The following is a 26,705-nucleotide window of genomic DNA, read 5'->3' on the forward strand; positions in this document are numbered from 1 at the left end:
AGATGCGGCTGGTGGGGCCGTGGTCGTAGTACACGTACACACCGGTAGCAGTGGTCACGCTGATCTTGGCGAACGGGCGGACGCTGATCGGCCCGAGAGCGTTGGACACGTTCAGCTCGATGCCGGACAGGACGATGTCGGCAACCGGTTGTGTCAAGGCGATTTCAGCGAGGGTGACGGTGGTGATCTTGCCGGCGCCGACCTCGAATTCCAGATCCGCAGCGGGGATGACGGTCGCTTCGGCACCGAGTTCGCCGCCGACTTCGCCGATCTTGCCGCCGCCGCCGGATCCGGAGATGGTGACCTCTGGGGCGATCTTGGCGTTCACGCCGCCGGTGAGCTTGAGCTCGGGGGTGTGCGCGGTGACCTTGACGCCATTGGGTGCGATCGAGACTGGGTAGCCGATCTTGTAGCCGACCTCGACGGTGGCACGCACAGACTTGCCGCCGATGCCGCGCAGCGCGGCGTGCACGTCCGAGGACAGCAGTGCCTCACCGGATAGCGGGGAGGAGTCCAGCGCCGGGATCTTCTTGGCACGAAGTTTCGATGCGGTCAGCGTGATGTCCACGCCTTCGCGGGTCTTGTGGGTGCGGGCGTCCGCGGGCGCAGCGACGAGTGTCGCCAGAGCGGTGAAGGCCGCCAGTACGACGGCCAGCCCGACGGTGAGGTGTCGTCTCATTCTGTTGTGTCCCCGATCTTCTGTGGTTGCTGGTTTCTCAGTGGATTCACAGTCCATCAAGGACGTAATCATGACAAGTTCTGAAAGTCGAGCAGCACTCCGGCTGTGACGGTAACTGTTCAGGTAGAAGGCTTGATAATTTTATCCGGTCCGGATAAAACTCCTCGATTGAGGGTGGAATCTGGTGTCGACGAGGTGGTTTTTGTGCCGTCGGCCTTGCATCCGGATGGTGTGAATCGGCCCGCTGCCAGGTGGCTGGCGGGTGTTGCTGTCTGACCACGCTCGCCCGGGGAACCGTGTCATAGAAGGATGGTCCCTTTATGGCGGTTGCCGGGATGGTGGCGATGATGATCGTCACCGGTGGTCGGGGCGCGCTCGCCAACCCGCTGTTCCTGATGTTCCCGCTGATGATGGTGATGTCGATGGTCGGGATGTTCGCCTCGGGCGGACGCGGCGGGCCCGAGCGAGCGGCGGAACTCAACGAGACGCGCAAGGACTACCTGCGGCATCTCGGGCAGCTCCGATCGAAGGTGCGTGCAGCCGCCGATCTGCAGCGCGCCGCCGCCGATTGGGATCATCCCGCACCGTCGACGCTCATCGGGATGATCGGCGGCCGCAGGATGTGGGAACGCCGCCCGTCCGACGACGATTTCGCGCGCATCCGGGTGGGGATCGGCACCCATCGACTCGTGACCGCACTCGTTCCGCCCGAGACGCCGCCGGCCGACGATCTCGAGCCGGTGTCCGCGGTGGCGCTGAGACGGTTCGCTGCGGCCCACGCCGCGGTCGACGACCTGCCGACCGCTCTCGACCTGCGAGGTCTCCCCGCGGTCAGCATCGTCGGCGACCCCGGTCCGGCGATCGCCCTCGTCCGCGCGATGGTGTGCGGGCTGGCGGTGCTGCACGGTCCCGATCAGCTGCGGATCGCGATCGTCACCGACGATCCGATCGCCCCGCGCTGGGACTGGGCGAAGTGGCTTCCGCACACCGGGCATCCGTCGCGCCGCGACGCGCTGGGGGCGGCGCGCATGATCTACCCGACGCCGGCCGCGGCGCAGGCCGACCTGGCGGAGGACCTCGCCGACCGTGCGGGCTTCAGCCGCACGGCGCCGTCGCTCGCGGCGACGCACCTGGTGCTGGTGGTCGACACCGATCGGATCGCCGCCGACGGACTCGACCCGGACCGGGGCGGCGACCTCGTCGACGGAGCGGGCCTCGACGGTGTGACGGTCCTCAGCCTCGGCGCCGCACCGACCCCGTTGGCCGTGACGCGGGGACTGCAGTTGGTGGTCTCGGGGGAGTGGCTGGCCGCCCACACACCGTCCGGCCTCGAAGCCTTCGCGGTGGTCGACGGGCTCGCGCACGCCGAAGCCGAGGCGGTGGCACGGCGCCTGGCACGGTATCGGCCCGCGAGCATGGACGCCCTCCTCGACCTCGACACCCCGGTGACCGCGTCCGATCCCGGTCTGCCCGCGCTGCTGGGGATCGCCGACCCCGGCACGCTGACACCGGGCGACGCGTGGGCGGGCCGCGGCGGACGAGCGCGACTCCGCGTCCCGATCGGGTTCACGTCCGACGGCGCACCGGTCGACCTCGACCTCAAGGAGAGCGCCCACGGCGGGATGGGGCCGCACGGACTGTGCATCGGCGCGACGGGCAGCGGGAAGAGCGAACTGCTGCGCACGCTGGTGACGGCGTTGGTGGCGACCCACTCGCCCGACGAGTTGAACCTCGTCCTCGTCGACTTCAAGGGCGGCGCCACGTTCCTCGGGTTGGAGCGGCTGCATCACACGGCCGCGGTGATCACCAACCTCGAACAGGAGTTGGCGATGGTCGACCGGATGGCCGATGCGCTGTCGGGGGAGTTGACCCGCCGCCAAGAGGTGCTGCGTGCGGCCGGGAATTTCGCGAACGTCACCGATTACGAGAACGCGCGAGCCGCCGGGGCCGATCTGGCTCCCATGCCCGCCCTGTTCATCGTCGTCGACGAGTTCTCCGAACTTCTCGCTCAGAAGCCGGAGTTCGCCGACCTGTTCGTCGCGATCGGGCGGCTCGGTCGGTCGCTGCACATCCATCTGCTGTTGGCTTCGCAACGTCTCGACGAGGGGCGGCTCCGCGGCCTCGACAGTCACCTGTCCTACCGGATCGGGCTGAAGACGTTCTCGGCCAACGAGTCCCGGACCGTGCTCGGAGTCCCCGACGCCTACCACCTGCCGAGTTCGCCGGGCGCCGCGTACCTCAAATGCGATTCGGCGCCGCCGGTCCGGTTCACGACGTCGTTCGTCTCGGCGCAGTACCGCCGTCCGGTGAGGGACGACACGGCCGGCGCGGCGGCATCCGGCGGGTGTGCGCCGATCCCGTTCACCGCCCGCGACGTCCCGCTCCCCGAACCGCCGAGTCTGCGGGCCGACGCGGAATCGGGGGATGCGCCGTCGGCGACGGTGATGGAGACGATCGTCCTCGCGCTCGCCGGGGCGGGGACCCGTCCGCACCAGGTGTGGTTGCCGCCGCTGGGAACGGCGTTACCGCTCGATGCGCTCCTGGGCGGCGACGCGGCGTCGCCGCGCGACGGCGGCGGCCTCCGGATTCCGTACGGGGTGGTGGATCGGCCGTTCGAGCAGCGCCGCGACACCGCGTGGCTCGACCTGTCGGGCGCCGCGGGGCACGCCGCGGTGGTCGGCGGACCGCAGTCGGGGAAGTCGACGGCACTGCGGACCCTGATCTGCGCGGCGGCGTTGACGCACACTCCGCGCGAGGTGCAGTTCTACTGCCTCGATTTCGGCGGCGGGACGCTCGGCGCGCTTCGCGGGCTGCCGCATGTCGGTTCGGTCGCGACCAAGGCGCGGCCCGACGCGATCCGTCGGACGGTCGCCGAGCTGACGGCGGTGCGCGACCGCCGCGAGACGGTGTTCGCCGCGGCGGGCGTCGAGTCGATGCGCGAGTACCGGGCGATGCGCGCAGCGTTCGACGGCGACGCGGACGCGGATGCGGATGCGGATGCGGACAGGCTGGATCCGGACAGGCTGGATCCAGACAGGGACGAGTACGGCGACGTCTTCCTGGTGATCGACGGCGTGGGTGTGCTCCGGTCGGAGTTCGAGGCGCTCGAGGAGAAGGTCGGGGCGCTGGTCGCCGGCGGGCTCGCGTACGGCGTGCACGTGATCGTGACGGCATCGCGGTGGGGTGAGATCCGGCCGGCGATGAAGGACCTGATCACCGGCCGCATCGAACTGCGGTTGGGCGACGCCCTCGACTCGGAGATGGGGCGTCGCGCCGCTGCCGCGGTACCCGAAGGGGCGCCGGGGCGCGGCATCACCGTCGACGAGAGGCATCTGCTGGTGGCGGTGCCGCGGATCGACGGCGCCGCGACCGCGGACGGCGTGTCGACGGCCACGGCGGCGCTGGTCGCCGAGGTGGCGCAGCGCCACCGGGGTGCGGCCGCGCCGCCGGTGCGGACCCTGACCGAGCACGTCGACGCCGCGCAGCTGTCGGTCGGCGCGGGCCCGCTCCCGCCGGGGAGCGTGGCGATCGGAACCGCGGAGTCCGATCTGCGCCCCCGGGTCCTCGACTTCGATGCGCAGCCGCACCTGCTCGTGTTCGCCGATGTGGAGGCGGGGAAGACGCAGACGCTCCGAACGGTGCTGCACGGTCTCGTCGCCGCCGGGTCGCCCGACGACACGAAGATCGTTCTCGTCGACTACCGGCGGGGACTGCTCGGCGAGGTGCCCGAGGCGATGCTGGCCGGATACGCCAGTTCGGAACGCACTGCGGCGCCGATGATGGCGCAGCTCGCGGAGTTCTTCGTGGGCCGGCTCCCCGGTGACGACGTGTCGACCGATGAGCTGCGGACGCGGTCGTGGTGGTCGGGGCCGACGGTGTACCTGGTCGTCGACGACTACGACATGGTCGCGACGGCATCCGGGAACCCGCTCGGTCCGCTGCTGGAGCTGGTGGGGCACGGCCGCGACATCGGCTTCCGGATGATCGTCGCCCGCCGCTCCGGCGGGGTGGGCCGCGCACTGTTCGATCCGATGATCGCGGCACTGCGCGACCTGTCGTGCGATGTGCTGCTGATGAGCGGCGATCCGGACGAGGGATACATCGTCGGCCGTCATCGCATGCAGCGTCTCCCCGTGGGGCGCGGGGAACTCGTCTCCCGGTCGCATGCGCCCGACATGGTGCAGGTGGCTCTCATCGGGGAGGAGTCGTGACCGCGGGCGGCCGGGGGACGGGCCCGGTTCTCGACCTCGGCTTCGGTGTGGTCGACAGTGGGGCGGGGAGCGTCGATGTGGGCCCGCTCGTGGAGGACATCGACGATGTGGCGCGGCGCAGTCGGGTCCGTCCCGTGCTGGCGGAATTGGCGCGGGGGATTCGCGGTCCGCTCGTGGTGCTGCATCCGACGGTGTGGGGCGGGGTGCGGGTGCCGGCCCTGCTGGCCGAGCTGGCCGGCGTCGGGCTGCGGGCGTCTGCGATACCGCGTGCGGTCGCGGTGGCGGCCGCGCACGCCGATGCCGGGGCGGATCGGTGCGCGGTGGTGGAGACCGCGCTGGTCCCCGAGACCGGTGGGCATTGGAGTGTGCACGCTGTCGGTCGGGTCGACGGACGGTGGGTGCTCGGCGACGGGCGGGTGACCGCACCCGGTGCCGTTGCCGGTGATGAGGGGTGGCGTGTGATCGTCACCGATGCGGACGCGGTGGTCGTCGACGGTCCGGATCCGGCTGAGGTGGCCTCGGCGGTCGCGCTGCTCACCGACCGGTTCGGCGTCCGCGCGCAGACGGCCGATCGGGAGCGGATCCGACGGCACGGCGACCTGGTGGCCCCGATCAGCGCCGCGGACCTCCTGTCCGGTCAGGTGCCGGCTCCGCCGTCGGCGGGCCGGCGCAGCGTGCGCGGCCCGATCGCGGCCGCCGTCGTGCTGGCGGTGGTGGCGATCGTCGGCGCGGTGGTCGTGCACTGGCCGCGCGGTGCGGCTTCCGGCGGTCAGAGGGTTGCGGTCGGTCGCGTGTCGGTGGTGGTGCCCGGTGACTGGCCGCGCACCGACATCGACCCGGACGCCGACGACGGGGCCGGCCGCCGCTCGGTGTTCGCCGCGCCCGACGGCGGGGCGCGGTTGATCGTCGTCTCGTCGCGACTGCGTGTCGGGTCGACCGCGGAGACCGTCGCGACCAGCCTGCGGAACCGGATCGCGCAGCGCGGCGACGACGCCGTCGCGGACTTCGCGGCCGACCTCGACTACGCGGGGCGGCGGGTGATCGGGTATCGCGAGACGCCGGCGTCGGGGACTGCGATCTCGTGGTACGTGATCGTCGCCGCCGGGGTGCAGGGGAGTGTGGGCTGTCAACGGGGAACGGGCGACGAGGGAATCGAGGGCCCGTGCCGCGACGCCGTCGCATCGATGCGGGTGCGGTCGTGAAGTCGCGGCCCTCGAAATCGGACCGACGACGGAGAGGATTCTCGATGAGAAGCAGGCTGCCCCGACTGTCCCGGCGCTCCCGCATCGTCGGTGGTGCGGTCCTCGTGCTCGTCTGTGTCTACCTCATGTCGATCACGGTGTTCGGCAGACCGTATGGCATCATCTCGTTCGACACCAGTGCCCACGTGGAGCCCGGCAGGGATGTCGTCAGTCGGACCGCAGGATGGGACCAGCTCTACCTGTCCGACTTGATCGGAAAGACTCTCGCAGAATCGAAGCGGAAGCTCGGTACGCCCGGCGTCGACAACACTCTTGCTCCCGAGGGTCAGGGCGGCCTGATCGTCAGGGTGGACGCTGCGCCAGACCACGCTGAACCCGCACCCGAGATGATCGTCGTCGGATACTGCGTTTTCATGGAGCTCGCCGACCGACACTTCCTCACCTTGGCCGTCGCAGATCCCGCGACGATCGATTCGGCGGCCCGTCGAGCGATCGTCGATGAACCCGAGCAGGTGGCCTATCGGTACATGGCCGAGCATCGGTGCGACAGTGACGCGATCGGCCAGTTCACTCCGTGGCTCGTGGTGCGACCGTTCGCCCAGCGATAGAGCCGCCTGTCTCGTGGCACGCCTGTCTCGTGGCCCGTCGCTCATCAGATGTCACGGATGTGGTGGATGACGAAGACGAGGAGGGCGGCTCCGCCGATGACGGGGTTGAGAAACAGCGAGATGGGGATGCCGGGGTCGGCCCACGGGTAGTACAGCGAGACCTCGAACGTCTGCCACAGCGGCATCGCTGCGATCGCCCACCAGCCGGGCAGGCGGCGTCGACGAGCAAACAGGACCAGTCCTGTCCCGGCCACCGCATTGAGGTACGCCCAGGGGGAGAGTGCGTCGTAGAAGAACCCGGTGACGATCAGGACGAGGACGCCCAGCACCACCAGCCAGCTCGCGGGTCTCATGTCGAAAGGAGTCATGTGACCACCGCACCAGGAACCCGAGCGGTCGGCATCGGTGGTTCGCCGCTGTTCCGGTGCGTAGAACCACGCAGTCCCGGCCGCCGGCGTCGGCGGCGGTTCCGGGCTATTCCGGCACGGTCGCGCGGAACTCGAGGCGCACCTCGTCGGCCACCTTCAACGCGCCCATCATCAGCGAATACGGTTTGATCCCGAAGTCGCGGTGGCTCACGACGGTACCGGTGCTCACGGTGGATCCGGTGGTCACAGTGGATCCGGTGGCTACGGGGGATCCGGTGGCCACGGGCACTCCGGCGGCGCCGTCGACGTCGAGATCTACCGTGTGCGGCCGGGTGGTCCCGCAGATCGTGAGATCACCCGTCACCCGGTAGCCGGCGTCGACGGCGGTGATGTCGCGGGACCGGTAGGTGATCGTCGGGAACCGGTCGGCTTTCAACGACTTGAGCGCATTGGTCCGGGCCACCGCCCGTTCGGGCGCCGTCATCGGGGTGAGACCGCCCTCCCCGGAACGCACCTGCAGCGAGTCGACCTCGGCAGACAGCTCCACCGACTCCGGCACGTCGTCGGCGAGAACCACCGCGGCCGACCACCGCGACACATCGATCGTGAGCCGGTGGCCAGTTCGCGCCGCCCGCCCCGTCACATCGGTGTGCAGGGTCAGTGCCCCGTCGTCGGGGCCGAACGTCCACTCGCGTGCCATGCGTCCACGATACGGGTGCCCCGCCCATGCGCGCGTCCCGCGTTTTGACCGGCGACCCCGCGCCCGCGTAATCTGGTCCGTCGGTGCACTGCATCCACAGAGCTCCCGGGTCCCCACTGGTCGCCGGGAGGGCCCTCTGCAGGCGCGCCCGACCAGCAGCCAACGAAACCAGTGAGGACTACTGTGCCTACCTACACCCCGAAGGCCGGTGACGTGACCCGCGAGTGGTACGTCATCGACGCCACCGATGTGGTGCTCGGCCGCCTCGCCGTTGCGAGCGCAAACCTGCTCCGCGGCAAGAACAAGCCGACTTTCGCCCCGCACATGGACGGCGGCGACTACGTCATCATCATCAACGCCGAGAAGGTCGCCGTCAGCGGCAACAAGCTGAACGACAAGCGCCTCTACCGCCACTCGGGTCACCCGGGCGGCCTGAAGTCCCAGACCATCGGCGAACTCCTGGCCACCAAGCCGGAGCGCGTCGTGGAGAGCGCCGTCAAGGGCATGCTCCCGAAGAACAAGCTGGGCAACGCGATCGCGGGCAAGCTGAAGGTCTACGCCGGCCCGAATCACCCGCACACCGCGCAGAAGCCGGTTCCCTACGAGATCAAGCAGGTGGCCCAGTGAGCAACGAGAACGTGAACGACGTCGAGGTCGTCGCCGACGAGGTCCTCAGCGAGGACGGCAGCTACACCACGGAGTCGGTCGAGGCCGCTCCCACCGAGACCGCCACTCGCGGCCCCGTGGTCCTGGACCGTCCGGTCCAGTCCGTCGGACGCCGCAAGCAGGCCGTGGTCCGTGTCCGCCTCGTGGCCGGCACCGGCGAATTCTCTCTCAACGGCCGCACCCTCGAGGAGTACTTCCCGAACAAGGTGCACCAGCAGCTCGTCAAGTCGCCGCTGGAGGCCGTCGAGCGCACCGACGCCTTCGACATCCAGGCCCGCCTCGTCGGCGGCGGCCCCTCGGGTCAGGCCGGTGCGATGCGTCTCGCCATCGCCCGCGGCCTCATCGAGGTCAGCCCCGAGGACCGTCCGACCCTCAAGAAGGCCGGATTCCTCACGCGTGACGCGCGTGCCGTCGAGCGCAAGAAGTACGGCCTGAAGAAGGCCCGCAAGGCTTCGCAGTACAGCAAGCGCTGATCGCTTCGACGACTGTGGCTCGCCTTTTCGGCACCGACGGCGTCCGAGGCCGGGCCAACGACCAGCTCACCGCAGAGCTGGCGTTGGCCCTGGCTTCGGCCGCCGTTCGCGTTCTCGGTGCAGATGCGCATCCGACCCGACCCCGCGTGGTGGTGGGTCGTGACCCCCGGGCCTCGGGGGAACTCCTCGAGGCCGCCCTGTGCGCCGGACTCGCCGCGGCCGGCGCGGACGCGGTGCGCGTCGGCGTGGTCCCGACGCCCGCGGTCGCATTCCTGACCGCCGACTACGCCGCCGACTTCGGTGTGATGATCTCCGCATCGCACAACCCCATGCCCGACAACGGCATCAAGTTCTTCGCCCGCGGCGGACACAAACTGCCCGATCACGTGGAAGACGCGATCGAGGCCGCGATGGCCGACCCGCAGGAGCGGCCCGTCGGCGCGGCCGTCGGCCGGATCGTCGACGCCACCGACGCCGAGAGCCGCTACCTGGCACACCTCGCCGCCGCGGTCCCGACGTCCCTCGACGGGGTGACGCTCGTCGTCGACTGCGCCAACGGCGCGGCGTCGACCGTGGGACCGCACGCCTACGAGGCGGCGGGCGCCCGCGTGATCCCGATCTTCGCCGAACCCGACGGTCTCAACATCAACGACGGCTGCGGATCGACCCACCTCGGGAAACTTCAGGCCGCCGTCCTCGAACACGGAGCCGACCTGGGTCTCGCCCACGACGGGGACGCCGACCGCTGCCTGGCGGTCGACTCCACCGGCGCGATCGTCGACGGTGACATGATCATGGCGATCCTCGCCCTGGCCATGCACGAGGCGGGCGACCTCACCGACGACGTCCTCGTCGCGACCGTCATGAGCAACCTCGGTCTGCACCTGGCGATGAAGGCCGCGGGCATCGACGTCCGGGTGACCGGCGTCGGCGACCGCTACGTCCTCGAAGAGCTCCGTTCCGGCGGCTACGCCCTCGGCGGCGAACAGTCCGGTCACATCGTGGTCCCGGCCTCGGGAACCACGGGCGACGGGGTGCTGACCGGCCTCATGCTCGCCGCGCGGATGGCGCAGACCGGACGCCGGCTCGCCGATCTGGCCGCGGTGATGACGGTGCTCCCACAAGAACTCATCAACGTGCCCGTCACCGACAAGCACGCGGTGGCGTCCGCGGGATCCGTGCTCGCCGCGGTCGCCGAAGCGGAGAGCGAACTCGACGGCACCGGCCGCATCCTGCTGCGTCCGTCGGGCACCGAGCAGCTGGTGCGCGTGATGGTGGAGGCCCCGACGCCCGAATCGGCGCGCGGTATCGCCGAACGCGTCGCCGCCGTCGTCGCCGACGTCTGACCCCGACCGAACCGGGAACGCCGAACCGGATCCGGCGTGTCGGGGAACCGGATGCGGGCCGCGTGCGTCCAATGGTTATGACGGTGTACTCCACGGAACCGGAGCCGGCGTCGATCAGCATCGACCTCGACGCGGTCGCGACGCTCACCCGCCGCCGCGGTGATCTCGCCGCCGCCCTGGGCCGCAGCGCGCGGCTGTTGGCCGACGTCGACGCCGACCGCTGGGTGCACGACGGACCCGCCGCGAGCGCGGCCGTCCGGACCGGAACCGCACTGGGCGAGCTGGCCTACCGACTGACCGCGTGCGGCGTCCGGGTCGACGCCCTGGTCGCCGACCTGGGGCGCGCGTCCACCGCATTCGCCGCCGCCGACGGCGACGCGGTGTCGCACCTGCGGGGCGTCCCGTGAGGAGCGATGTGCCGAGCGGGTCCTGCGCCGACCCGTTCGTGGCGCTCGTGGCCGCGTGCCGAGACCTCGGCCTCACGACGACGACGGACACCGCCGTCCGCGCTCCGCACGCCGGCGTCGACGCATTCGACCTCGCATTGTTCACCACCGACGCCGACCGGCTGAGTCGGGCCGCCGGCGACCTGACCTCGTGCGAGGACGCCGCCGTCTCGTGCGACGACTGGTCGGGCCGCTCCGGTCGGTCCGCCCGCGACGTCCTCGACGGGGTCGATCGCCGAGCCGACGATCTCATCGCCGCCGTCGCATCCGGTGCCGCAGTGACGGTCGCGGCCGCCCGCGTCCTCGTCGACGTCCTCGACCGGCACCGCGGCGTCGTCGAGACCGTGAGCCGGCCGCGGGTGGGCGGCGTCGACCTGGACGCCCTGCCCGCCGCGCTCGCTGCGGGAGCGGTCGACGTGCACGTCGTGCGAGCCGACGTCCAGGCCCGCCTCGAGTACGCGGCCGCCGCGGGCCGCACCGCGAGCGACGCGATCGCCGATGCACTCGGCGGCGTCGCCGACGCCTGGCGCAGGTCGGGGGAGTCCGACGGGGAACTCGTCCTCGCCGGACTGCAGTGACCGACCGACGATGATCGGCGACGCGAGGACCGGCGACGCGAGGACCGGCGGCGAGAGGACCGGCGACAGGAGGACAGGACCGTGAACATCGGGTGGATCGACGCCGTCCACGACCGCGCCGAGCGTGAATTCGACGCCGCCGAACACAGATTCACCACACGCCTGCGGGAGCTGCGGGAACCGCCGGAAACGGCCGGTCGGCGTTTCGGCCGTCCGCCGCGACGCCGACCGGGCGTCGCGGGTGAGGCCGCTCTGCTCGGCCCCGCCTGGGCCGCCCGCCGCCCCGACGGCGACGCGCACCGCACAGGACCCGAGACGCCGGGCGACCCCCGTGTCATAGGGTGAAGGCGTGATCGGGAACAAGACATCGGGAAAGAAGAAGTCCGGCGGCACCGACGCTCCGGCGCCCGAGAAGCTGTGCAAGGAGCTCGCGCGCCGCGGTCCGTACAAGGTCGACCGCGGGGACCTCGGCATCGTCGGCATGTCCGGTCCCGTCTACGCGCCGCGAACCGGCCGCGACCTCCCCGCCGTCGCCTTCGGTCACGGCTGGATGCTCGGCAGCGCCCGCTACCGCGACCTGCTGTGGCACCTCGCCTCGTGGGGGATCGTCGTGGCGGCGCCCGACGGCAGCCGCGGACCGTTCCCGTCCGACATCGACCTGGGCACCGATCTCAGGGCCGCGTGCACGGTCCTCGGCGGCGTCCGACTCGGCGACGGATCCGTGACCGTCGATCCCGACCGGATCGGCGTGGCCGGACACGCTTTCGGGGCGGCGGCCGCCGTCCGCGCCGCCTCGACCGAGATCCTCCTCGGCCGGCCGCCGGTGACGGTCCGGGCGCTCGCCGCGCTGTTCCCCGCGCCGACCACCGCCGACCTGTACCCGGCGGCGACCACGGTCACCGCGCCCTCCCTGGTGCTCAGCGGCGCCGCCCACCTGGCCTCGTTGACCGGCAACGCCCTCGACCTCGCCGAGAACCTCGCCGCCGGTGCCGACCCCGACGCCGAGAGTGTGGTGTTGCGCACACTCGTCGCGAGCACGGCGGCCGACCTCGTGGAGCGGCCGTCCCTGCGATCGCTCGTCGGGATCAACGGTGCCGACAAGGCCACCCACCGCGCCGTGCGCGCCCAGCTCACCGGTTTCTTCCTGCACCGTCTCGCCGGCGACGAACGGTATGCGGCGTTCTCCGATCTGGACGTGACGGCCGGCGACGCCGTCGCCGTCGACGTCCCGACCGCACAGCGACCGCGGCTCGACGCGATGTCGCAGCTGCTGGGCTCCAAGGAGCCCTCACCCAAGCAGGAGACCGTCACGCCTTCGTGAACCGGCGGCCGCCGACTGGACGGTATTCTTGGTTCCCATGTGTGGAATCGTGGGATACGTGGGCAAGCGCGACGCGCTCGACATCGTCGTCGAGGCCCTCCGCCGGATGGAGTACCGAGGCTACGACTCCGCGGGCGTCGCGATCCTGGACGGTGCCGGCGGGCTCGCGGTCGAGAAGAAGGCCGGACGGCTGGAGAACCTCGACAAGCAGCTCGCCGAAGTCGGCCGCGACGCACTGAGCGGCACCACCGGGATGGGACACACCCGGTGGGCGACCCACGGCCAGCCGACCGACCGGAACGCGCACCCCCAGGTGAGCGCCGACCGTCGGATCGCGGTGGTCCACAACGGCATCATCGAGAACTACGCACCGCTGCGCACCGAGTTGGAGGACGCGGGCGTGGAGTTCGCCTCCGACACCGACACCGAGACCGCGGTGCACCTGCTGGAACGCGAGTACGCGGCCGGTGATCACGCCGGCGACTTCGTGGGCTCCGCGTACGCCGCCCTGCGCCGCCTCGAGGGCGCCTTCACCCTGGTGTTCACCCACGCCGACCATCCGGGCACCATCGTGGCCGCCCGCCGGTCGACGCCGCTGGTGGTCGGTGTCGGCGACGGCGAGATGTTCGTGGCGTCCGACGTCACGGCCTTCATCGAGCACACCCGCAACGCCATCGAACTCGGCCAGGACGAGGTGGTCGTCATCACCGCCGACAGCCATGAGATCACCGATTTCGACGGGAACCCCACCGGCGGGACGGCCTTCCACATCGACTGGGACCTCGCGGCCGCCGAGAAGGGCGGCTACGACTACTTCATGCTCAAGGAGATCGCCGAGCAGCCCGAATCGCTCGCGAACACCCTCCTCGGCCACCTCCAGGACGGCCGCATCGTCCTCGACGAGCAGCGGCTGTCCGATCAGGACCTGCGGGACGTCGACAAGGTGTTCGTGGTGGCGTGCGGGACGGCGTACCACGCGGGGATGATCGCGAAGTACGCCATCGAGCACTGGACGCGACTGCCCGTGGAAGTGGAGTTGGCCAGCGAGTTCCGGTACCGGGACCCGGTGCTCGACCGGTCCACGCTCGTCGTGGCGATCAGCCAGTCGGGCGAGACGGCCGACACCCTCGAGGCGGTGCGTCACGCCAAAGACCAGAAGGCCCGCGTCCTGGCGATCTGCAACACCAACGGCGCGCAGATCCCGCGCGAATCGGACGCCGTCCTCTACACCCATGCGGGCCCCGAGATCGGCGTCGCGTCCACCAAGTGCTTCCTGGCGCAGATCGCGGCCGCGTACATGGTCGGGTTGGCCCTCGCGCAGGCGGTCGGCACCAAGTACGCCGACGAGGTGACCCGCGAGTTCGAGGCGCTCGAACAGATCCCGGCGGCCGTGGAGACCGTTCTGGAGCAGATGGAACCGGTGCGCGACCTGGCCCGCTCCCTCGCCGACTCCGACACCGTCCTGTTCCTGGGGCGGCACGTCGGTTACCCCGTGGCGCTCGAGGGTGCGCTGAAGCTCAAGGAGCTCGCCTACATCCATGCGGAGGGTTTCGCGGCCGGCGAGCTCAAGCACGGTCCCATCGCGCTCATCGAGGACGGCCTGCCGGTGATCGTCGTGATGCCGTCGCCCGACGGCCGCGCACTGCTGCACTCCAAGATGATCAGCAACATCCGGGAGATCCAGGCGCGCGGCGCTCGGACGATCGTGCTCGCCGAGCCGACCGACGCGGCGGCCGCCCAGGTGGCCGACCATCTGATCCCGATTCCGCACACGCCGACGCTCCTGCAGCCGCTGGTGTCGACGGTGCCCCTGCAGGTGTTCGCGGCGACGGTCGCGCAGACCCGCGGATACGACGTCGACAAGCCCCGCAACCTCGCCAAATCCGTCACCGTCGAGTGACGGCGGGAGCAGTACGTCCGTGATCGGGTTCCACACCGCCGCGCAGATCCGGGCCGCCGAGGAGGCGACCGGGGAGCTGTTGACCGGCGGCGTCCTGATGTCGCGGGCCGCGCGAGCCGTCGCGATCACCGTGCTCGGCGAACTGCGAACGCGGTGCGGCGGGACGTACGGTCGGCGGGTGCTGCTGGTGGTCGGCGCCGGAAACAACGGCGGCGACGCCCTGTATGCGGGCGCGGTGCTCCGCCGGCGCGGGGTGGCGGTCGACGCGCTGCTGCTGTCGCCGGAGAGGACCCACACCGGCGGGCTCGCCGCGTTCCGGCGCGCGGGCGGCCGGATCGTCGAGCGGGTGCCCGCAGACCTCGACGTGGCCGTCGACGCGGTCGTCGGGCTCGGCGGCCGCGGACCGCTGCGCCCGCCCGCCGCCGACGTCTTCGACGCCGTCGCCGCCACCGGGGCCGCCGTGATCGCCGTCGACCTGCCGTCGGGCATCGACCCCGACACGGGTGTGGTGCATCGACCGTCGGTGACCGCGGATGTGTCGGTGACCTTCGGGGCGCGTCGCATCGCGCACCTCACGGCCGCCCCGGCGTGCGGTCGCACGGTGGTCGCCGACATCGGGATCAGTCCCGGAGCCCCGGCGGTCACCGCGCCGGACGACGCGGAGGTCGCCGACTGGTGGCCGGTGCCGGGGCCACGGGACGACAAGTACAGCCAGGGCGTGACCGGTGTGGTCGCCGGCTCCGCGACGTATCCGGGGGCGGCGGTGCTGGCGACCTCGGCGTGCGTGGCGGCGACCTCCGGAATGACCCGTTATGTGGGGACGGCGGCGGCCGAGGTGCTGGCCGTCTGCCCCGAAGTGGTCGCCACGGAGCGGCTCGCCGACGCGGGACGGGTGCAGGCGTGGGCGGTGGGCCCGGGAATCGGGACCGGACCGGAGGCCGCCGAGACCGTCGCCGCGGTCCTGGCCTCCGACGTCCCGGTCCTCCTCGACGCCGACGCCCTCACCGTCCTGGCCCGGACCCCGGGCCTGCTGACCGGCCGGACGGCGCCGACCCTCCTGACGCCGCATGCCGGCGAGTTCGCCCGCCTGGCCGGTGCGGCACCCGACGACGACCGGGTCGACGCCGTGCGCTCGCTCGCCGCGCGCCTCGGGGCGACGGTCCTGCTCAAGGGGCGGGTGACGCTGGTCGCCGACCCCGGCGGCGAGGTCAGCGGGAACGATGCGGGCGCATCGTGGGCCGCCACTGCGGGGGCCGGCGACGTGCTCACCGGGATCGCGGGCGCGCTGCTGGCGGCAGGGCTGCCGGCCCGCCGAGCCGGGGTCGCGGCCGCCCGCGTCCACGCCGCGGCGGCCGTCGCGGCGAGCGGTGGGGCGCCGATCGGGGCGAGCGCATTGCGCGACGGGATCGCGCCGGTGCTCCGGACCTTCGCGGGTTTGCGAGAATAGATCCGATGGACTCGCATGCAAACCTCTACGCCACCGTCGATCTCGGCGCCGTCGCCCACAACGTGGGCGTGCTCCGCGAACGATCGGGCGCCGACGTCATCGCGGTGGTGAAGGCCGACGGCTACAGCCACGGCGCCGTCCCGGTGGCCCGCGCGGCCCTGGCCGCGGGGGCGTCGGCGATCGGTACGGCGACGATCGGCGAGGCCCGCGCGCTGCGTGCGGCCGGCATCGACTCCCACATCACGGCGTGGCTGCACACGGGGGCGTCCGACTTCGCGGCGGCGATCGCCGACGACATCGACATCGCCGTCTCCAGTCCCCACCACCTCGACCTGGTGCTCGCCGCCGCCCGTTCGCTGGGGCGCCCCGCGACCGTGACGGTGAAGGTCGACACCGGGCTCGGACGCAGCGGGGTGGGCCCGGACGACTGGGAGGCCGCCGTCGCGACCGTCGCGGCGGGCGTCGCCGAGGGGGCGTTCACCCTGCACGGCGTGATGTGCCATCTGGCGTTCGGCGACGAACCCGACCATCCGATGAACGACCGGCAGGCGCAGCGGCTCGACGAGGCCGTCGCCGACCTGCGGCGGCACGGGGCGCCGCCGCGGATCGTGCACATGGCGAATTCGCCCGCCGCGCTGGCCCGACCGGATCTGGCGCGCGACGCCGTCCGACCCGGGCTCGCGGTGTACGGATACTCGCCGATCCCGTCGATGGGCGATTTCGGGTTGCGGCGCGCGATGACTCTCGAAGCGCGGATCGCACTGGTCAAACGGGTCTCGGCCGGTCAAGGCGTGTCGTACAACCACACCTGGTCGGCTGCGCGCGACACCGTCCTCGGCGTGGTCCCCGCCGGCTACGCGGACGGTGTCCCGCGGCAACTGTCGGGACGCTTCTCGGTGCACGTGAACGGGCGACTGTTCCCCAGCGTCGGACGAGTGTGCATGGATCAGTTCGTGATCGACCTCGGGCCGGACGGCGGCGGCGTCGCCGAGGACGACCGGGTGGTGCTGTTCGGTCCGGAGTCCGCCGGGACCGGCGACCGAGTGCCGACGGCCACCGACTGGGCCGACACCGTCGGGACCATCGACTACGAGATCATCTCGCGCGTCGGCTCCCGGGCCGTCCGCCGCTATGTCAACGACCCGGAGGCCCTGGGATGAGCCCGGGGGACGGGATGAACCCGGACCGGCGTCGTCGGGCGGCGTGGCGGTCGGGACTCTCACAGGCCGGAGCCCTGGGCGCCGAGGCGGCAGGCGGTGCGTTCCGTCGGCGTCGGCGCACCGACCAGCGCGTCGACCCCAACGAGGGCGTCGACTTCACGGCGATCTATCGGGACGAATCGGCCACTGTGACCGCCGACGACGGCGTCGCCCTGGCCGTGCGCTCGGTGGTGACCGGCGGCTCGGGCGATCCGGCCCGCCCGTGGGGGCGTTCGGCGACCCCGGAGCTGACCGTCGTCTTCGTCCACGGCTTCACCTTGCGGATGGCGTCCTGGCACTTCCAGCGTTTCGGGTTGGCCCGCCGCTGGTCCGACCGGGCGATCAAGATGGTGTTCTACGATCAGCGCGGTCACGGCGCCAGTGGTCGTGCGTCGGCCCAGACGTCGACGATGGCCCAGTTGGGCGACGATCTGGCGGCGGTGATCCGCGCGATGGCCCCCACGGGGCCGGTCGTGCTGGTGGGGCACTCGATGGGCGGGATGTCGATCATGTCGCTGGCCCGACGACATCCGGACCTGTTCGCGCACCGCGGCCGCATCGCCGGGGTCGCGTTGATCTCGACGGCGGCCCGCGGCATCACCGAGGCCGGTCTGGGGGAGGGGCTCAACAATCCGATCGTCGACGCCCTCCGCGTCTCGGTGCGCTACATCCCGCGGGCGGTGCAGGCCGGCCGCGGTGTGACGCGTCGCGCGGTGCAGCCGGTGCTGATCGCGGCGAGCTTCGGACACGGCCATTACAGTCCGGTCCTCGGACGGGCGGTGGAGTCGATGATCCAGAACACCCGGATCGACACGATGGTGAACTTCCTGCATGTGCTGGAGAGCCATGACGAGGCGACGGCGCTCCCGTCGATCGCGCAGGTCCCCACCGTCGTCTGCTGCGGGACGCAGGACCGGTTGACGCCGCTGCCGAACTCGCTGAACATGTACGCCCAGCTGGGTGACGATTCGCGTCTGGTGATCGGCGAGGACTGCGGACACATGTTGCAGATGGAGGCCCCCGACCTGGTGAACAATGCGATCGACGATGTGGTGGCGCGTTCGCGACTGGCCCTCGGTCGCCCGGTGATGCCGTGGAGGCGGGCCGACGATGCCTGACGTGCACCGCACACGCGGCGAGGCCGGGTCCCGCGTCCTGCCCGAGGTGGCCGACACCGAGGCCCTCGGCCGGCATCTCGCCGACTGTCTGGGGCCCGGCGACCTGGTGATCCTCGACGGTCCGCTCGGCGCGGGCAAGACGGCGCTCACCCGCGGTATCGCCGACGGTCTCGGCGTCGCGGGCCGGGTGTCGTCACCGACGTTCATCATCGCGCGCCAGCATGCGCCGGGCGGCGACGGACGGCCGGGTCTGGTCCACGTGGACGCCTACCGGCTCGGCGGTCTGGACGACCTCGACGCGCTCGACCTCGACACCGATCTCGACGACAGCGTGGTGGTGGTCGAATGGGGCGAAGGCGTCGTGGAACGGCTCGTCGACGAGTATCTGCTGGTCCGACTGCGCCGCGACGACGAGACCGAGACGAGGCGTGCGACGTGGGAGTGGGTGAGCAGATGAGCGACCGGAGCGGGCGCGTTCTGGCGATCGACACGGCGACCTCGGCGGTGGTGACCGGGGTCGTGGAGTTCGCGGGCGCCGATGTCACGGCGATCGACACGCTCGCGGAGCGGGTCGTGACCGATCAGCGCAGGCACGCCGAGGTCCTGACCACGCTGATGCGCGAGGTGCTCGACGAGTCGGGGACCGCCCCCACCGATCTGCGCGCCGTGGTGGTGGGCTGCGGTCCCGGACCGTTCACCGGACTGCGGGTGGGGATGGCGACCGGCGCCGCGTACGCCGATGCCCTGGGCTTGCCGGCGTACGGCGTCGGGACTCTCGATGCGATCAATGACGCTGCCGACACGGCCGCTGCCGAGACAGCCGAGCGGGCGGGGACCGGAATCCGTCGACTCGTGCTCACCGACGCCCGCCGCCGTGAGGTCTACTGGGCCCTCTACGAGGGGGTCGAGCAGATCATCGGGCCGGAGGTGAGCGCTCCCGACTCGCTGGTCGGCCGACTCGCCGAGCGTCCGCCGGAGACCGTGATCGGCGAATCGCGGTTCGCCGAGCGGTTCGGCGCCCGGGGCGTCGACCTGGTGGCGCCGACGTCGGCGTCGCTCGTGCGGTGCGCCGGCGACCGGATCGTCGCCCGCGCGGACGCGGCCCCGTTGACGCCGCTGTACCTGCGGCGTCCCGACGCCGTCGAACTCAAGGACCAGAAGCGCAAGGCGCTGCTCCCGCCGCCGCCCGAGAGGCCGGCCCCGTGACCGGCCCCGTGACCGACCCCGTGGTCGACGCCCTGACGCGGGCCGACCTGCCGCGCTGCGTCGAGGTGGAACGCGCACTGTTCGCCGACGAGTCACCGTGGTCGATGGACGCCTTCGTCTCCGAGCTGAGCGCACCCCACACCACCTACGTGGCGGTGCGTCCGGCCGCGGGCGCCCCGATCGCCGGATACGCGGGGATCAGCGTGCTCGGTCCGCCCGGGGACCAGGAGTGCGAGGTGCACACGGTCGCCGTGGCGTCCGAGCACCGCGGGGCAGGCTACGGGCGGCTCCTCGTCGACGCGCTCCTCGAGGTCGCCGACGCCGCGGGCGCCCCGGTGTTCCTGGAGGTGCGGACGGGGAACGCCGTCGCGATCGCGTTGTACAAGAGCGTGGGATTCACCGTCGCCGGTCTGCGCCGCAACTACTATCAACCGTCCGGAGCCGATGCGTACACGATGGTGCGCGACGCGCGATCCGGGACGTCGGAAGGGCGTGGGGACTGATGATCGTGATGGGCATCGAGAGCTCGTGCGACGAGACCGGTGTCGGCGTCGTGTCGTGGGACGGTCGGGGGGCCGAACTGCTTGCCGACGAGGTGGCCTCGAGCGTCGACGAGCATGCCCGCTACGGCGGTGTGGTGCCCGAGGTGGCCTCCCGCGCCCACCTGCAGGCGATGGTGCCCACGATGCAGCGGGCACGCGAGGCCGCGGGGATCGACCGACCGGATGCGATCGCGGTGACGATCGGCCCGGGGCTGGCCGGAGCGCTGCTCGTGGGGGTCGCCGCGGCCAAGGCCTATGCGCTGGCCTGGGACGTCCCGCTGTACGCCGTGAATCACCTCGGCGGTCACGTGGCGGTCGACACGCTGGAGCACGGGCCGATGCCGGCGTCGGTGGCCTTGCTGGTGTCCGGCGGACACACGCATCTGTTGGGGGTCGAGGATCTGTCGCGGCCGATCGTGGAGTTGGGGACCACCGTCGACGACGCCGCGGGGGAGGCCTTCGACAAGGTGGCGCGGCTGCTCGGTCTGGGATATCCGGGCGGTCCGGCGCTCGACGCCGCGGCCGGCGAAGGCGATCCGGAGGCCATCGACTTCCCGCGCGGCATGACCGGTCCGCGGGACGCCCCGTACGACTTCTCGTTCAGCGGGCTCAAGACGGCGGTCGCCCGCTATGTGGAGGGACGTGTGCGCAGCGGCGGGTCGGTGTCGATCCCGGACGTGGCCGCATCGTTCCAGGAGGCGGTCGCCGACGTGCTGACGGCCAAGGCGATGCGGGCCTGCCGCGATCGTGGCGTGGAGACGCTGGTGTTGGGCGGCGGTGCGACGGCGAATTCGCGGATCCGGTCGCTGGCGCAGGAGCGGGCGGAGGCGGCGGGCATCGACTTGCGGGTCCCGAAACCGCGGCTGTGCACCGACAACGGTGTCATGGTGGCGGCGCTCGGCGCCCACGTGATCGCCGGCGGAGCGCCGCCGTCGCCGTTGACGGTGGCGACCGATCCGGGGATGAGCGTTCAGATCAGCAAGCTCTGAGCGAACCGGCGCATTTCGCACACCCTCCCCTTGAGTGCTGGCACTCGGATGGGTAGAGTGCTAGTTGGCTCCGATGCACTGCCGCGGCACCCGCGACGACGTGGCATGCGACCGGTGCCGCGAACTTTCAATCAGTGATCATGAAGGAAAAGGACTGACATCGTGGCGAGTGTGAACATCAAGCCGCTTGAGGACAAGATCCTCGTTCAGACCGTCGAGGCTGAGACCACCACTGCCTCCGGCCTGGTCATCCCGGACTCCGCGAAGGAGAAGCCGCAGGAGGGCAAGGTCATCGCCGTGGGCGACGGCCGCGTCACCGACCAGGGCAACCGGATTCCGGTGGAGGTCAAGGAAGGCGACACCGTCATCTACAGCAAGTACGGTGGCACCGAGATCAAGTACGCCGGTGAGGAGTACCTCATCCTGTCGGCGCGCGACATCCTCGCGGTGATCGGCTGATACAGCCGACACGACGACTGACGACGCAGCCCCGGTCATCATGACCGGGGCTGCGTCTCGTTCGGGGCCTGCCGCGCCTTCGGCCCGCAGCCGGTGAGGTGCGGGCCGCGACGGCTGTCAGCCGGCGATGCGATGGGGGGTGCGGCGACGCAGCAGATTGCGCTCCGACTCGGTGAGGCCGCCCCAGATGCCGTACGGTTCGTCGACGCGCAGTGCGTGACTGCGGCACTGCTCCAGAACGGGGCACGCCGCGCACACCTGCTTGGCGCGGCGCTCGCGCCGCATGCGGGCCGCGCCGCGCTCCCCCTCGGGATGGAAGAAGATCGACGACTCCAGACCGCGGCAGTTGCCGTTCATCTGCCAATTCCAGAAATCGGAGTTCGGGCCGGGCAGTTTATCGATTGTGGTCGTCAATCTTCGCTCCTGAATACTTGACGCTTTCGCTGACGAGGCTCACGGTATGCGGGCGCTGAAAAGCGAGTCAAACCCGTGAATTCGGTGGACTGCGCGCAATCGAAGCGGGGTTCGGTGAACTGCGGGTGTCGTGATGTGGACCACGTCGCATCGAGGCGGTGGCCGGAGTTCACCTCAGATATGCGTCCGTGACCTGCGCAAATAGTGGACGGGGCTGCGGATGCGGGGTGGCGAATCCGGTCACCGGCGGCGATGGGATGATGTATTCCGATCCGACGAAGGTTACGGGCATATTGCCGTGCGATGGAGTGCGCGGCAATCATGTCTTACAGCGATCACCATGTGTTAGCCCAAATGCAATCTGCGCACACGCGTTTCACGGTGTGTCGGAAAGGTGTGTCGAGAATGTCGACCGAATGGCAGGAAGCGTTCGGCACGCCCGCACCGACGGGGGCGCCCGCCGGCGCCGACGCGTGGGCTCGCATCGTGGCGCTCGGCGGCTCGGGCCGCGCCGCAGCGGCCCGAACCGCGGTCACGCGACTGGGCGCCGGCGGTGCCGACCCGGCCGTCATCGCGTTGGCGTTGGCCACTCGCGGCTCACTGACCCGACAGGCGGGGCGGCACCGCACGGCGCGCATCGATGACGGCGCGGCACTGGCGAGGGTGTCGCCGGCCGGCGGGGCGGACGACCGGTGGACGCGCGCGGCCCGCGTCGACGCCCTGATCGGTCTCGCCGCCGACGGTCTCGGCATCGGCGACCTCACCGGCACGCGCCGGTTCCTCGAGTGCGCCGAGGAGATCCTCGACGCGCCGGCGGCGGCATCCGTCGGTCGGCCGACCGACCCGGCGGCAGCGTGGATCACCGAGGGGCGTCCGGCGCTGCGCGCCGGCTGGGTCCGCGCCGAACTTGCGCTGTACACCGCCGACCCGGCGGCGCTCGCGCACGCGGACGCCGCCGCGGCGCTCGCGGCCGAGGCCCCGTCGGAGCGACATCGGCTCAAAACCGCGCTGATCGGCGCGGCGGCCCGCGCCGCGGCGGGCGACTTGCCGGCCGCCGAAGCGTGCGCGCGCGACGTCGCCGACCGGTGTCGACAGGCGGGACTGGCACCGCTGGAATGGGCGGCGCGGAGCCTGTTGGCCGGGGTCGCCGAGAACGGCTCGGATGACGCGATCCGGGCAGACGTGCTGCACGGGACCCTCGTCGCAAACGGGATGCCGTTCGCGCCATTGGCGGGTGAGTGAATGTCGACTCGCTACGCTGGATTGATGACTGGCCGCAGGTGGGTCCCGATGGAGCGGGCGTCCGACGTGCTCTCAGCAGTCGTTCCCGGAGGCGTCGATTGCGGCGTTTCCGGCGATATCTTCCGTAGGCGTAACACTTCGACGGCTCGGCAGCGATGAAACTGACAGGTGATGCGTTGGGCCAAGCGGTCCGAGCGGCAGCAGAAGGCGACCGCGCTGCGCTGACCTCAGTTCTCGAGAGTGTGCGCGAGCCAGTCCTGCGCTACTGCCGGGGACGCATGGGTGCCGGAGAACGCCATCTGTTCTCCGCCGACGATGTGGCTCAGGAGGTGTTGATGGCGGTGATGACGGCACTGCCCCGGTACGAAGACCAGGGGCGGCCCTTCATGGCATTCGTCTACGGCATCGCCTCCCACAAGGTGGCCGATGCGATGCGCTCGGCGGCCCGCATCAAAGCGGATCCGGTGGACGAGGTCCCCGACTCCCTCGACTTCTCCGGCGGTCCCGAGCAGGCGGCCCTCGAATCGGACGCCTCCCGCCGGATGCGCGAGCTCCTCGAGCATCTCCCGGAGAAGCAACGCGAGATCCTCGTGCTGCGCCTGGTGGTCGGCCTGTCGGCCGAAGAGACCGCCGAAATGGTCGGCAGCAGCGCGGGGGCCGTTCGCGTGGCTCAACATCGGGCCCTGACGAAGCTGAAGAAGATCATGACCCCAGGAGGTGAGCGTCGATGAGCGACCATCGGGACGAGACCGACCCCATCGACGTTGGCGCCGTGCGCCGCGACGACGCATTCCTCGATGACCTCGCGGCCGGTCGTGCCGCGCGCATCGAGACGGACGCGGAGTACGAGCTCGCGGGCTTGATCGCCGCGTGGCGTGCCGACGCCCAGTCCGGCGGCGTGCCGACGACGCCCACCGCCGACGAGGTGGTGCGCGCCATCGCCGCCGACGACGAGCGCGATCGTCGCGGCGGCCTCGCCCGCCGCCTCCGCATCGTCTCCGGTGCGGCCGCGATCCTGGCGGTCGCCGGAGCGGGCCTCCTGGTCCTCTCGGAGGGCTCGCAGCCGGGCGATCCGCTGTGGTCGGTGAAACAGGTCGTCTTCTCCGAGCAGGCGCAGCAGACGCAGGCTCGGATGAACGCCGAGGACAGCCTCTCGGGTGCGCAGGCGGCGTACGCCTCCGGCGACACCGTGCGCGCACGGGAACTGCTCGAGAAGGCCGAAGCCGACATCACTCCGCTCCGCGACGAGAAGGAGGCGGCGTCCCTGCGTCGACGGATCGATGCGCTCCGCGCCCAGCATCCGACGACCAAGCCGACGTCGCCGACCGTGGACTCGTCGCCGACCGCGCCGAGCGACACCGACACCGTCGATGACCCGGATCCGAGCGACTCGGACTCCTCGGAGCCCTCGACGCCGTCGGAGAGCTCGTCCTCGTCGCGTCCGTCGACATCGAAGACCTCGCCGCGGCCCACCGGATCGACGACCTCGCTGCCGTCGAGCGACGCGCCGACCTCGTCGGTGCGCTGAACCGCGGCCCCGAACGGCGAAAGTCGGCCGGGGTGACCCCGACCGGCCGCCGCGCGTGGAAGCGGCTCAGTACCGCTCGTGAAAGCGCAGGGACGCGTCGGCGTAGCCCCGGCAGTACTCCCACGTGACGTAGTCGTCCGGATGCGGATCGACGGCGGGTTCGTGCGGGCGCACGGAGCCGTCGACGAGCAGCTGGCGCAGGTTCGCGCGCAGCATGTCCCAGTCGTGGTAGTGATCTTCCCGACAGTCCTCGCACATCACGACGAGGCCGCGGATGCCGCGGGGCGACAGGAGTCGCTGATAGACGCTCAGATCGGCCAGATCCTCTTCGACCGCGGCTCGTTCGGCCTCGTCAAGGGGGATTCCCGGATCGATCGCATCGAGTGCCGAGGCAGGATCGTCCGGGTCGTCGGCGAAGGGGTCCGGCGGGAGTCCGGGGAACTGGTCATGCACGCCTTCCACCGTAGCCGATGACCGGGCCCCCAGACCTCCGGCGTCCACAGTCGATACGATGTATGGATGACGCAGGTTCGCACTGGTGGAGATGATCAGAACAAGGTCGCGATGCTCGGCCTCACCTTCGACGACGTACTGCTGCTTCCCGCGGCGTCCGACGTCATTCCGAGCGCGGTGGACACGTCTTCGAGGTTGACGCGCGACATCACCCTGCGCGTCCCGCTGGTGAGTTCGGCGATGGACACCGTCACCGAGGCGCGGATGGCGATCGCGATGGCGCGAGCCGGCGGCATGGGCGTCCTGCACCGCAATCTGTCGATCGAGGCGCAGGCCGCGGCCGTCGAGACCGTGAAGCGCTCCGAAGCCGGCATGGTCACCAACCCGGTGACCTGCCTGCCGACCAACACCCTCGCCGAGGTGGACGCCATGTGCGCCCGCTACCGCATCTCGGGACTGCCCGTGGTCGATCCGGCCGGCGATCTGGTGGGCATCATCACCAACCGCGACATGCGGTTCGAGCACGACACCTCGCGACACGTCTCCGAGGTGATGACGCCCGCGCCGCTCATCACGGCCTCCGAGGGCGTCTCGGCCGAGGCCGCGCTCGGGCTGCTGCGGCGTCACAAGATCGAGAAGCTGCCGATCGTCGACGGGGCGGGCAGACTCACCGGCCTCATCACGGTCAAGGACTTCGTCAAGACCGAACAGCATCCCCTCGCCACCAAGGACGCGGACGGTCGACTGCTCGTCGGTGCGGCCGTCGGTGCGGGTGACGAGGCGTGGACTCGGGCGATGGCGCTCAGCGACGCCGGGGTCGACGTCCTGGTGGTCGACAGCGCCCACGGACATTCGGGCGGTGTGCTCGAGATGATCACGCGGCTCAAGGCGGAGATCGGCGACCGCGTCCAGCTCATCGGCGGCAACGTCGCGACCCGCGAGGGCGCGCGTGCGCTCATCGACGCCGGGGTCGACGCGGTGAAGGTCGGCGTCGGGCCGGGATCGATCTGCACCACCCGCGTGGTGGCGGGCGTGGGCGCTCCGCAGATCACCGCGATCCTCGAGGCCGTCGCCGTGTGCAAGGAGGCCGACATCCCGGTGATGGCCGACGGCGGTCTGCAGTACTCCGGCGACGTCGCCAAGGCGCTCGCGGCCGGCGCGTCGACCGCGATGCTGGGGTCGCTGCTCGCGGGTACCGCGGAGTCGCCGGGCGAACTCATCCTGGTCAACGGCAAACAGTTCAAGAGCTACCGCGGCATGGGCTCGCTGGGGGCGATGCAGGGCCGCGGCCAGGGCAAGTCGTACTCCAAGGATCGCTACTTCCAGGACGATGTCCTCTCGGAGGACAAGCTCGTCCCCGAGGGCATCGAGGGCCGCGTCCCGTTCCGCGGTCCGCTGGCGCAGGTGATCCACCAGCTGACCGGGGGGCTGCGGGCCGCGATGGGGTACACCGGCTCGCACACCATCGCCGAACTGCAGGAGGCGCAGTTCGTGCAGATCACGGCGGCCGGACTCAAGGAGTCGCATCCGCACGACATCACGCTCACCGCTGAGGCGCCCAACTACTATGCACGCTGAGCGGGCGGCGGCCTTCGCCGCGCCGTGCTCAC

General features: G+C 71.1%; 28 protein-coding genes. 23 read left to right on the plus strand and 5 right to left on the minus strand.

What is annotated here, in order from left to right; translation table 11 throughout:
• Nucleotides 1–751: MspA family porin (locus G528_RS0113275; protein ID WP_245569777.1), on the minus strand; the 751-nt coding region annotated here is incomplete at its 3' end.
• A gap of 248 nt (nt 752–999) precedes the next feature.
• Here G528_RS0113275 and G528_RS17560 point away from each other — a divergent pair.
• Genes G528_RS17560 through G528_RS0113290 form a run of 3 tightly spaced genes read left to right on the plus strand, consistent with a single transcriptional unit; the run spans nt 1,000 to nt 6,700 of the window.
• Nucleotides 1,000–4,890 (plus strand): type VII secretion protein EccC, encoded by a 3,891-nt coding sequence (locus G528_RS17560; RefSeq protein ID WP_035720083.1) that lies wholly within the window; start codon nt 1,000–1,002, stop codon nt 4,888–4,890.
• Entirely contained in the window at nt 4,887–6,092 is a 1,206-nt protein-coding gene (locus G528_RS0113285) for a type VII secretion-associated protein (protein WP_026919396.1), read from the plus strand. Before G528_RS17560 ends, G528_RS0113285 begins: the two co-directional genes overlap by 4 nt.
• A gap of 44 nt (nt 6,093–6,136) precedes the next feature.
• Nucleotides 6,137–6,700: a hypothetical protein gene (locus G528_RS0113290; RefSeq protein WP_156890446.1), complete on the plus strand. Its 564-nt coding sequence runs from the start codon at nt 6,137–6,139 to the stop codon at nt 6,698–6,700.
• A gap of 44 nt (nt 6,701–6,744) precedes the next feature.
• On the opposite strand, the gene G528_RS0113295 is transcribed toward G528_RS0113290, so the two are convergent.
• Together G528_RS0113295 and G528_RS0113300 are read right to left on the minus strand one after the other, a co-directional pair.
• Nucleotides 6,745–7,053, minus strand: a complete 309-nt coding sequence (locus G528_RS0113295; protein WP_156890447.1) for a hypothetical protein — start codon at nt 7,051–7,053, stop codon at nt 6,745–6,747.
• A 121-nt stretch (nt 7,054–7,174) separates the two neighbouring features.
• On the minus strand, nt 7,175–7,768 hold the full coding sequence (locus G528_RS0113300; protein ID WP_026919399.1) for a YceI family protein: 594 nt from the start codon (nt 7,766–7,768) through the stop codon (nt 7,175–7,177).
• Between the two features lie 183 nt (nt 7,769–7,951).
• Here G528_RS0113300 and rplM point away from each other — a divergent pair, with 183 nt between their 5' ends.
• From rplM to groES, 16 genes are all read left to right on the plus strand, one after another.
• Entirely contained in the window at nt 7,952–8,395 is a 444-nt protein-coding gene (gene rplM / locus G528_RS0113305) for a 50S ribosomal protein L13 (protein ID WP_026919400.1), read from the plus strand.
• On the plus strand, nt 8,392–8,907 hold the full coding sequence (gene rpsI, locus G528_RS0113310) for a 30S ribosomal protein S9 (RefSeq protein ID WP_026919401.1): 516 nt from the start codon (nt 8,392–8,394) through the stop codon (nt 8,905–8,907). The genes rplM and rpsI overlap by 4 nt, the downstream gene beginning before the upstream one ends.
• Nucleotides 8,908–8,921: 14 nt before the next feature.
• Nucleotides 8,922–10,253, plus strand: a complete 1,332-nt coding sequence (gene glmM, locus G528_RS0113315; protein ID WP_026919402.1) for a phosphoglucosamine mutase — start codon at nt 8,922–8,924, stop codon at nt 10,251–10,253.
• 83 nt (nt 10,254–10,336) lie between these two features.
• On the plus strand, nt 10,337–10,660 hold the full coding sequence (locus G528_RS0113320; protein WP_156890448.1) for a hypothetical protein: 324 nt from the start codon (nt 10,337–10,339) through the stop codon (nt 10,658–10,660).
• An 8-nt stretch (nt 10,661–10,668) separates the two neighbouring features.
• Nucleotides 10,669–11,277 (plus strand): hypothetical protein, encoded by a 609-nt coding sequence (locus G528_RS0113325; protein WP_245569778.1) that lies wholly within the window; start codon nt 10,669–10,671, stop codon nt 11,275–11,277.
• An 81-nt stretch (nt 11,278–11,358) separates the two neighbouring features.
• A complete protein-coding gene (locus G528_RS0113330) occupies nt 11,359–11,622 on the plus strand; it encodes a hypothetical protein (protein WP_026919405.1) in 264 nt (87 codons plus the stop codon).
• A gap of 4 nt (nt 11,623–11,626) precedes the next feature.
• Nucleotides 11,627–12,598, plus strand: a complete 972-nt coding sequence (locus G528_RS0113335) for an alpha/beta hydrolase (protein ID WP_026919406.1) — start codon at nt 11,627–11,629, stop codon at nt 12,596–12,598.
• A gap of 37 nt (nt 12,599–12,635) precedes the next feature.
• Nucleotides 12,636–14,498 (plus strand): glutamine--fructose-6-phosphate transaminase (isomerizing), encoded by a 1,863-nt coding sequence (glmS, locus tag G528_RS0113340; protein ID WP_026919407.1) that lies wholly within the window; start codon nt 12,636–12,638, stop codon nt 14,496–14,498.
• A 19-nt stretch (nt 14,499–14,517) separates the two neighbouring features.
• A complete protein-coding gene (locus tag G528_RS0113345) occupies nt 14,518–15,945 on the plus strand; it encodes a bifunctional ADP-dependent NAD(P)H-hydrate dehydratase/NAD(P)H-hydrate epimerase (protein ID WP_026919408.1) in 1,428 nt (475 codons plus the stop codon).
• A gap of 5 nt (nt 15,946–15,950) precedes the next feature.
• Nucleotides 15,951–17,105 carry an alanine racemase gene (gene alr / locus G528_RS0113350; protein WP_026919409.1) on the plus strand — a complete coding sequence of 385 codons (1,155 nt, stop codon included), beginning with the start codon at nt 15,951–15,953 and terminating at the stop codon, nt 17,103–17,105.
• Nucleotides 17,102–18,262: an alpha/beta fold hydrolase gene (locus tag G528_RS0113355; protein WP_245569779.1), complete on the plus strand. Its 1,161-nt coding sequence runs from the start codon at nt 17,102–17,104 to the stop codon at nt 18,260–18,262. The genes alr and G528_RS0113355 overlap by 4 nt, the downstream gene beginning before the upstream one ends.
• Before the next feature lies 1 nt (nt 18,263).
• A complete protein-coding gene (gene tsaE, locus G528_RS0113360; RefSeq protein ID WP_245569780.1) occupies nt 18,264–18,719 on the plus strand; it encodes a tRNA (adenosine(37)-N6)-threonylcarbamoyltransferase complex ATPase subunit type 1 TsaE in 456 nt (151 codons plus the stop codon).
• Nucleotides 18,716–19,468: a tRNA (adenosine(37)-N6)-threonylcarbamoyltransferase complex dimerization subunit type 1 TsaB gene (tsaB, locus tag G528_RS0113365; RefSeq protein WP_035720086.1), complete on the plus strand. Its 753-nt coding sequence runs from the start codon at nt 18,716–18,718 to the stop codon at nt 19,466–19,468. Before tsaE ends, tsaB begins: the two co-directional genes overlap by 4 nt.
• Nucleotides 19,469–19,476: 8 nt before the next feature.
• Nucleotides 19,477–19,971: a ribosomal protein S18-alanine N-acetyltransferase gene (rimI, locus tag G528_RS0113370; protein ID WP_084638230.1), complete on the plus strand. Its 495-nt coding sequence runs from the start codon at nt 19,477–19,479 to the stop codon at nt 19,969–19,971.
• Nucleotides 19,971–20,999 (plus strand): tRNA (adenosine(37)-N6)-threonylcarbamoyltransferase complex transferase subunit TsaD, encoded by a 1,029-nt coding sequence (tsaD, locus tag G528_RS0113375; protein WP_026919413.1) that lies wholly within the window; start codon nt 19,971–19,973, stop codon nt 20,997–20,999. Before rimI ends, tsaD begins: the two co-directional genes overlap by 1 nt.
• A gap of 162 nt (nt 21,000–21,161) precedes the next feature.
• A complete protein-coding gene (gene groES, locus G528_RS0113380) occupies nt 21,162–21,458 on the plus strand; it encodes a co-chaperone GroES (RefSeq protein ID WP_026919414.1) in 297 nt (98 codons plus the stop codon).
• Nucleotides 21,459–21,575: 117 nt separating this feature from the next.
• On the opposite strand, the gene G528_RS0113385 is transcribed toward groES, so the two are convergent.
• Complete coding sequence (locus tag G528_RS0113385; protein ID WP_026919415.1) at nt 21,576–21,815, minus strand: WhiB family transcriptional regulator; 240 nt, start codon at nt 21,813–21,815, stop codon at nt 21,576–21,578.
• 462 nt (nt 21,816–22,277) lie between these two features.
• Between G528_RS0113385 and G528_RS0113390 the strand changes: the two genes are divergently transcribed.
• The 3 genes from G528_RS0113390 to G528_RS17565 all read left to right on the plus strand — a co-directional run bounded on the left by G528_RS0113390 (nt 22,278) and on the right by G528_RS17565 (nt 24,642).
• Entirely contained in the window at nt 22,278–23,114 is an 837-nt protein-coding gene (locus tag G528_RS0113390) for a hypothetical protein (RefSeq protein WP_026919416.1), read from the plus strand.
• A gap of 155 nt (nt 23,115–23,269) precedes the next feature.
• Nucleotides 23,270–23,845, plus strand: a complete 576-nt coding sequence (locus G528_RS0113395) for a sigma-70 family RNA polymerase sigma factor (protein WP_026919417.1) — start codon at nt 23,270–23,272, stop codon at nt 23,843–23,845.
• Nucleotides 23,842–24,642 (plus strand): anti-sigma-D factor RsdA, encoded by an 801-nt coding sequence (locus tag G528_RS17565; RefSeq protein ID WP_051198844.1) that lies wholly within the window; start codon nt 23,842–23,844, stop codon nt 24,640–24,642. Before G528_RS0113395 ends, G528_RS17565 begins: the two co-directional genes overlap by 4 nt.
• A gap of 66 nt (nt 24,643–24,708) precedes the next feature.
• Here G528_RS17565 and G528_RS0113405 read toward each other — a convergent pair whose 3' ends face one another.
• Nucleotides 24,709–25,095: a DUF5319 domain-containing protein gene (locus G528_RS0113405; RefSeq protein WP_026919418.1), complete on the minus strand. Its 387-nt coding sequence runs from the start codon at nt 25,093–25,095 to the stop codon at nt 24,709–24,711.
• A 66-nt stretch (nt 25,096–25,161) separates the two neighbouring features.
• Here G528_RS0113405 and guaB point away from each other — a divergent pair, with 66 nt between their 5' ends.
• The gene (gene guaB, locus G528_RS0113410) at nt 25,162–26,673 is read left to right on the plus strand and encodes an IMP dehydrogenase (RefSeq protein ID WP_026919419.1); all 1,512 of its coding nucleotides are present in this window, start codon (nt 25,162–25,164) and stop codon (nt 26,671–26,673) included.
• Nucleotides 26,674–26,705 lie beyond the last annotated feature (32 nt).

Source organism: Gordonia shandongensis DSM 45094, from assembly GCF_000423025.1.
In the GTDB taxonomy this organism is placed as follows: Bacteria; Actinomycetota; Actinomycetes; order Mycobacteriales; family Mycobacteriaceae; genus Gordonia; species Gordonia shandongensis.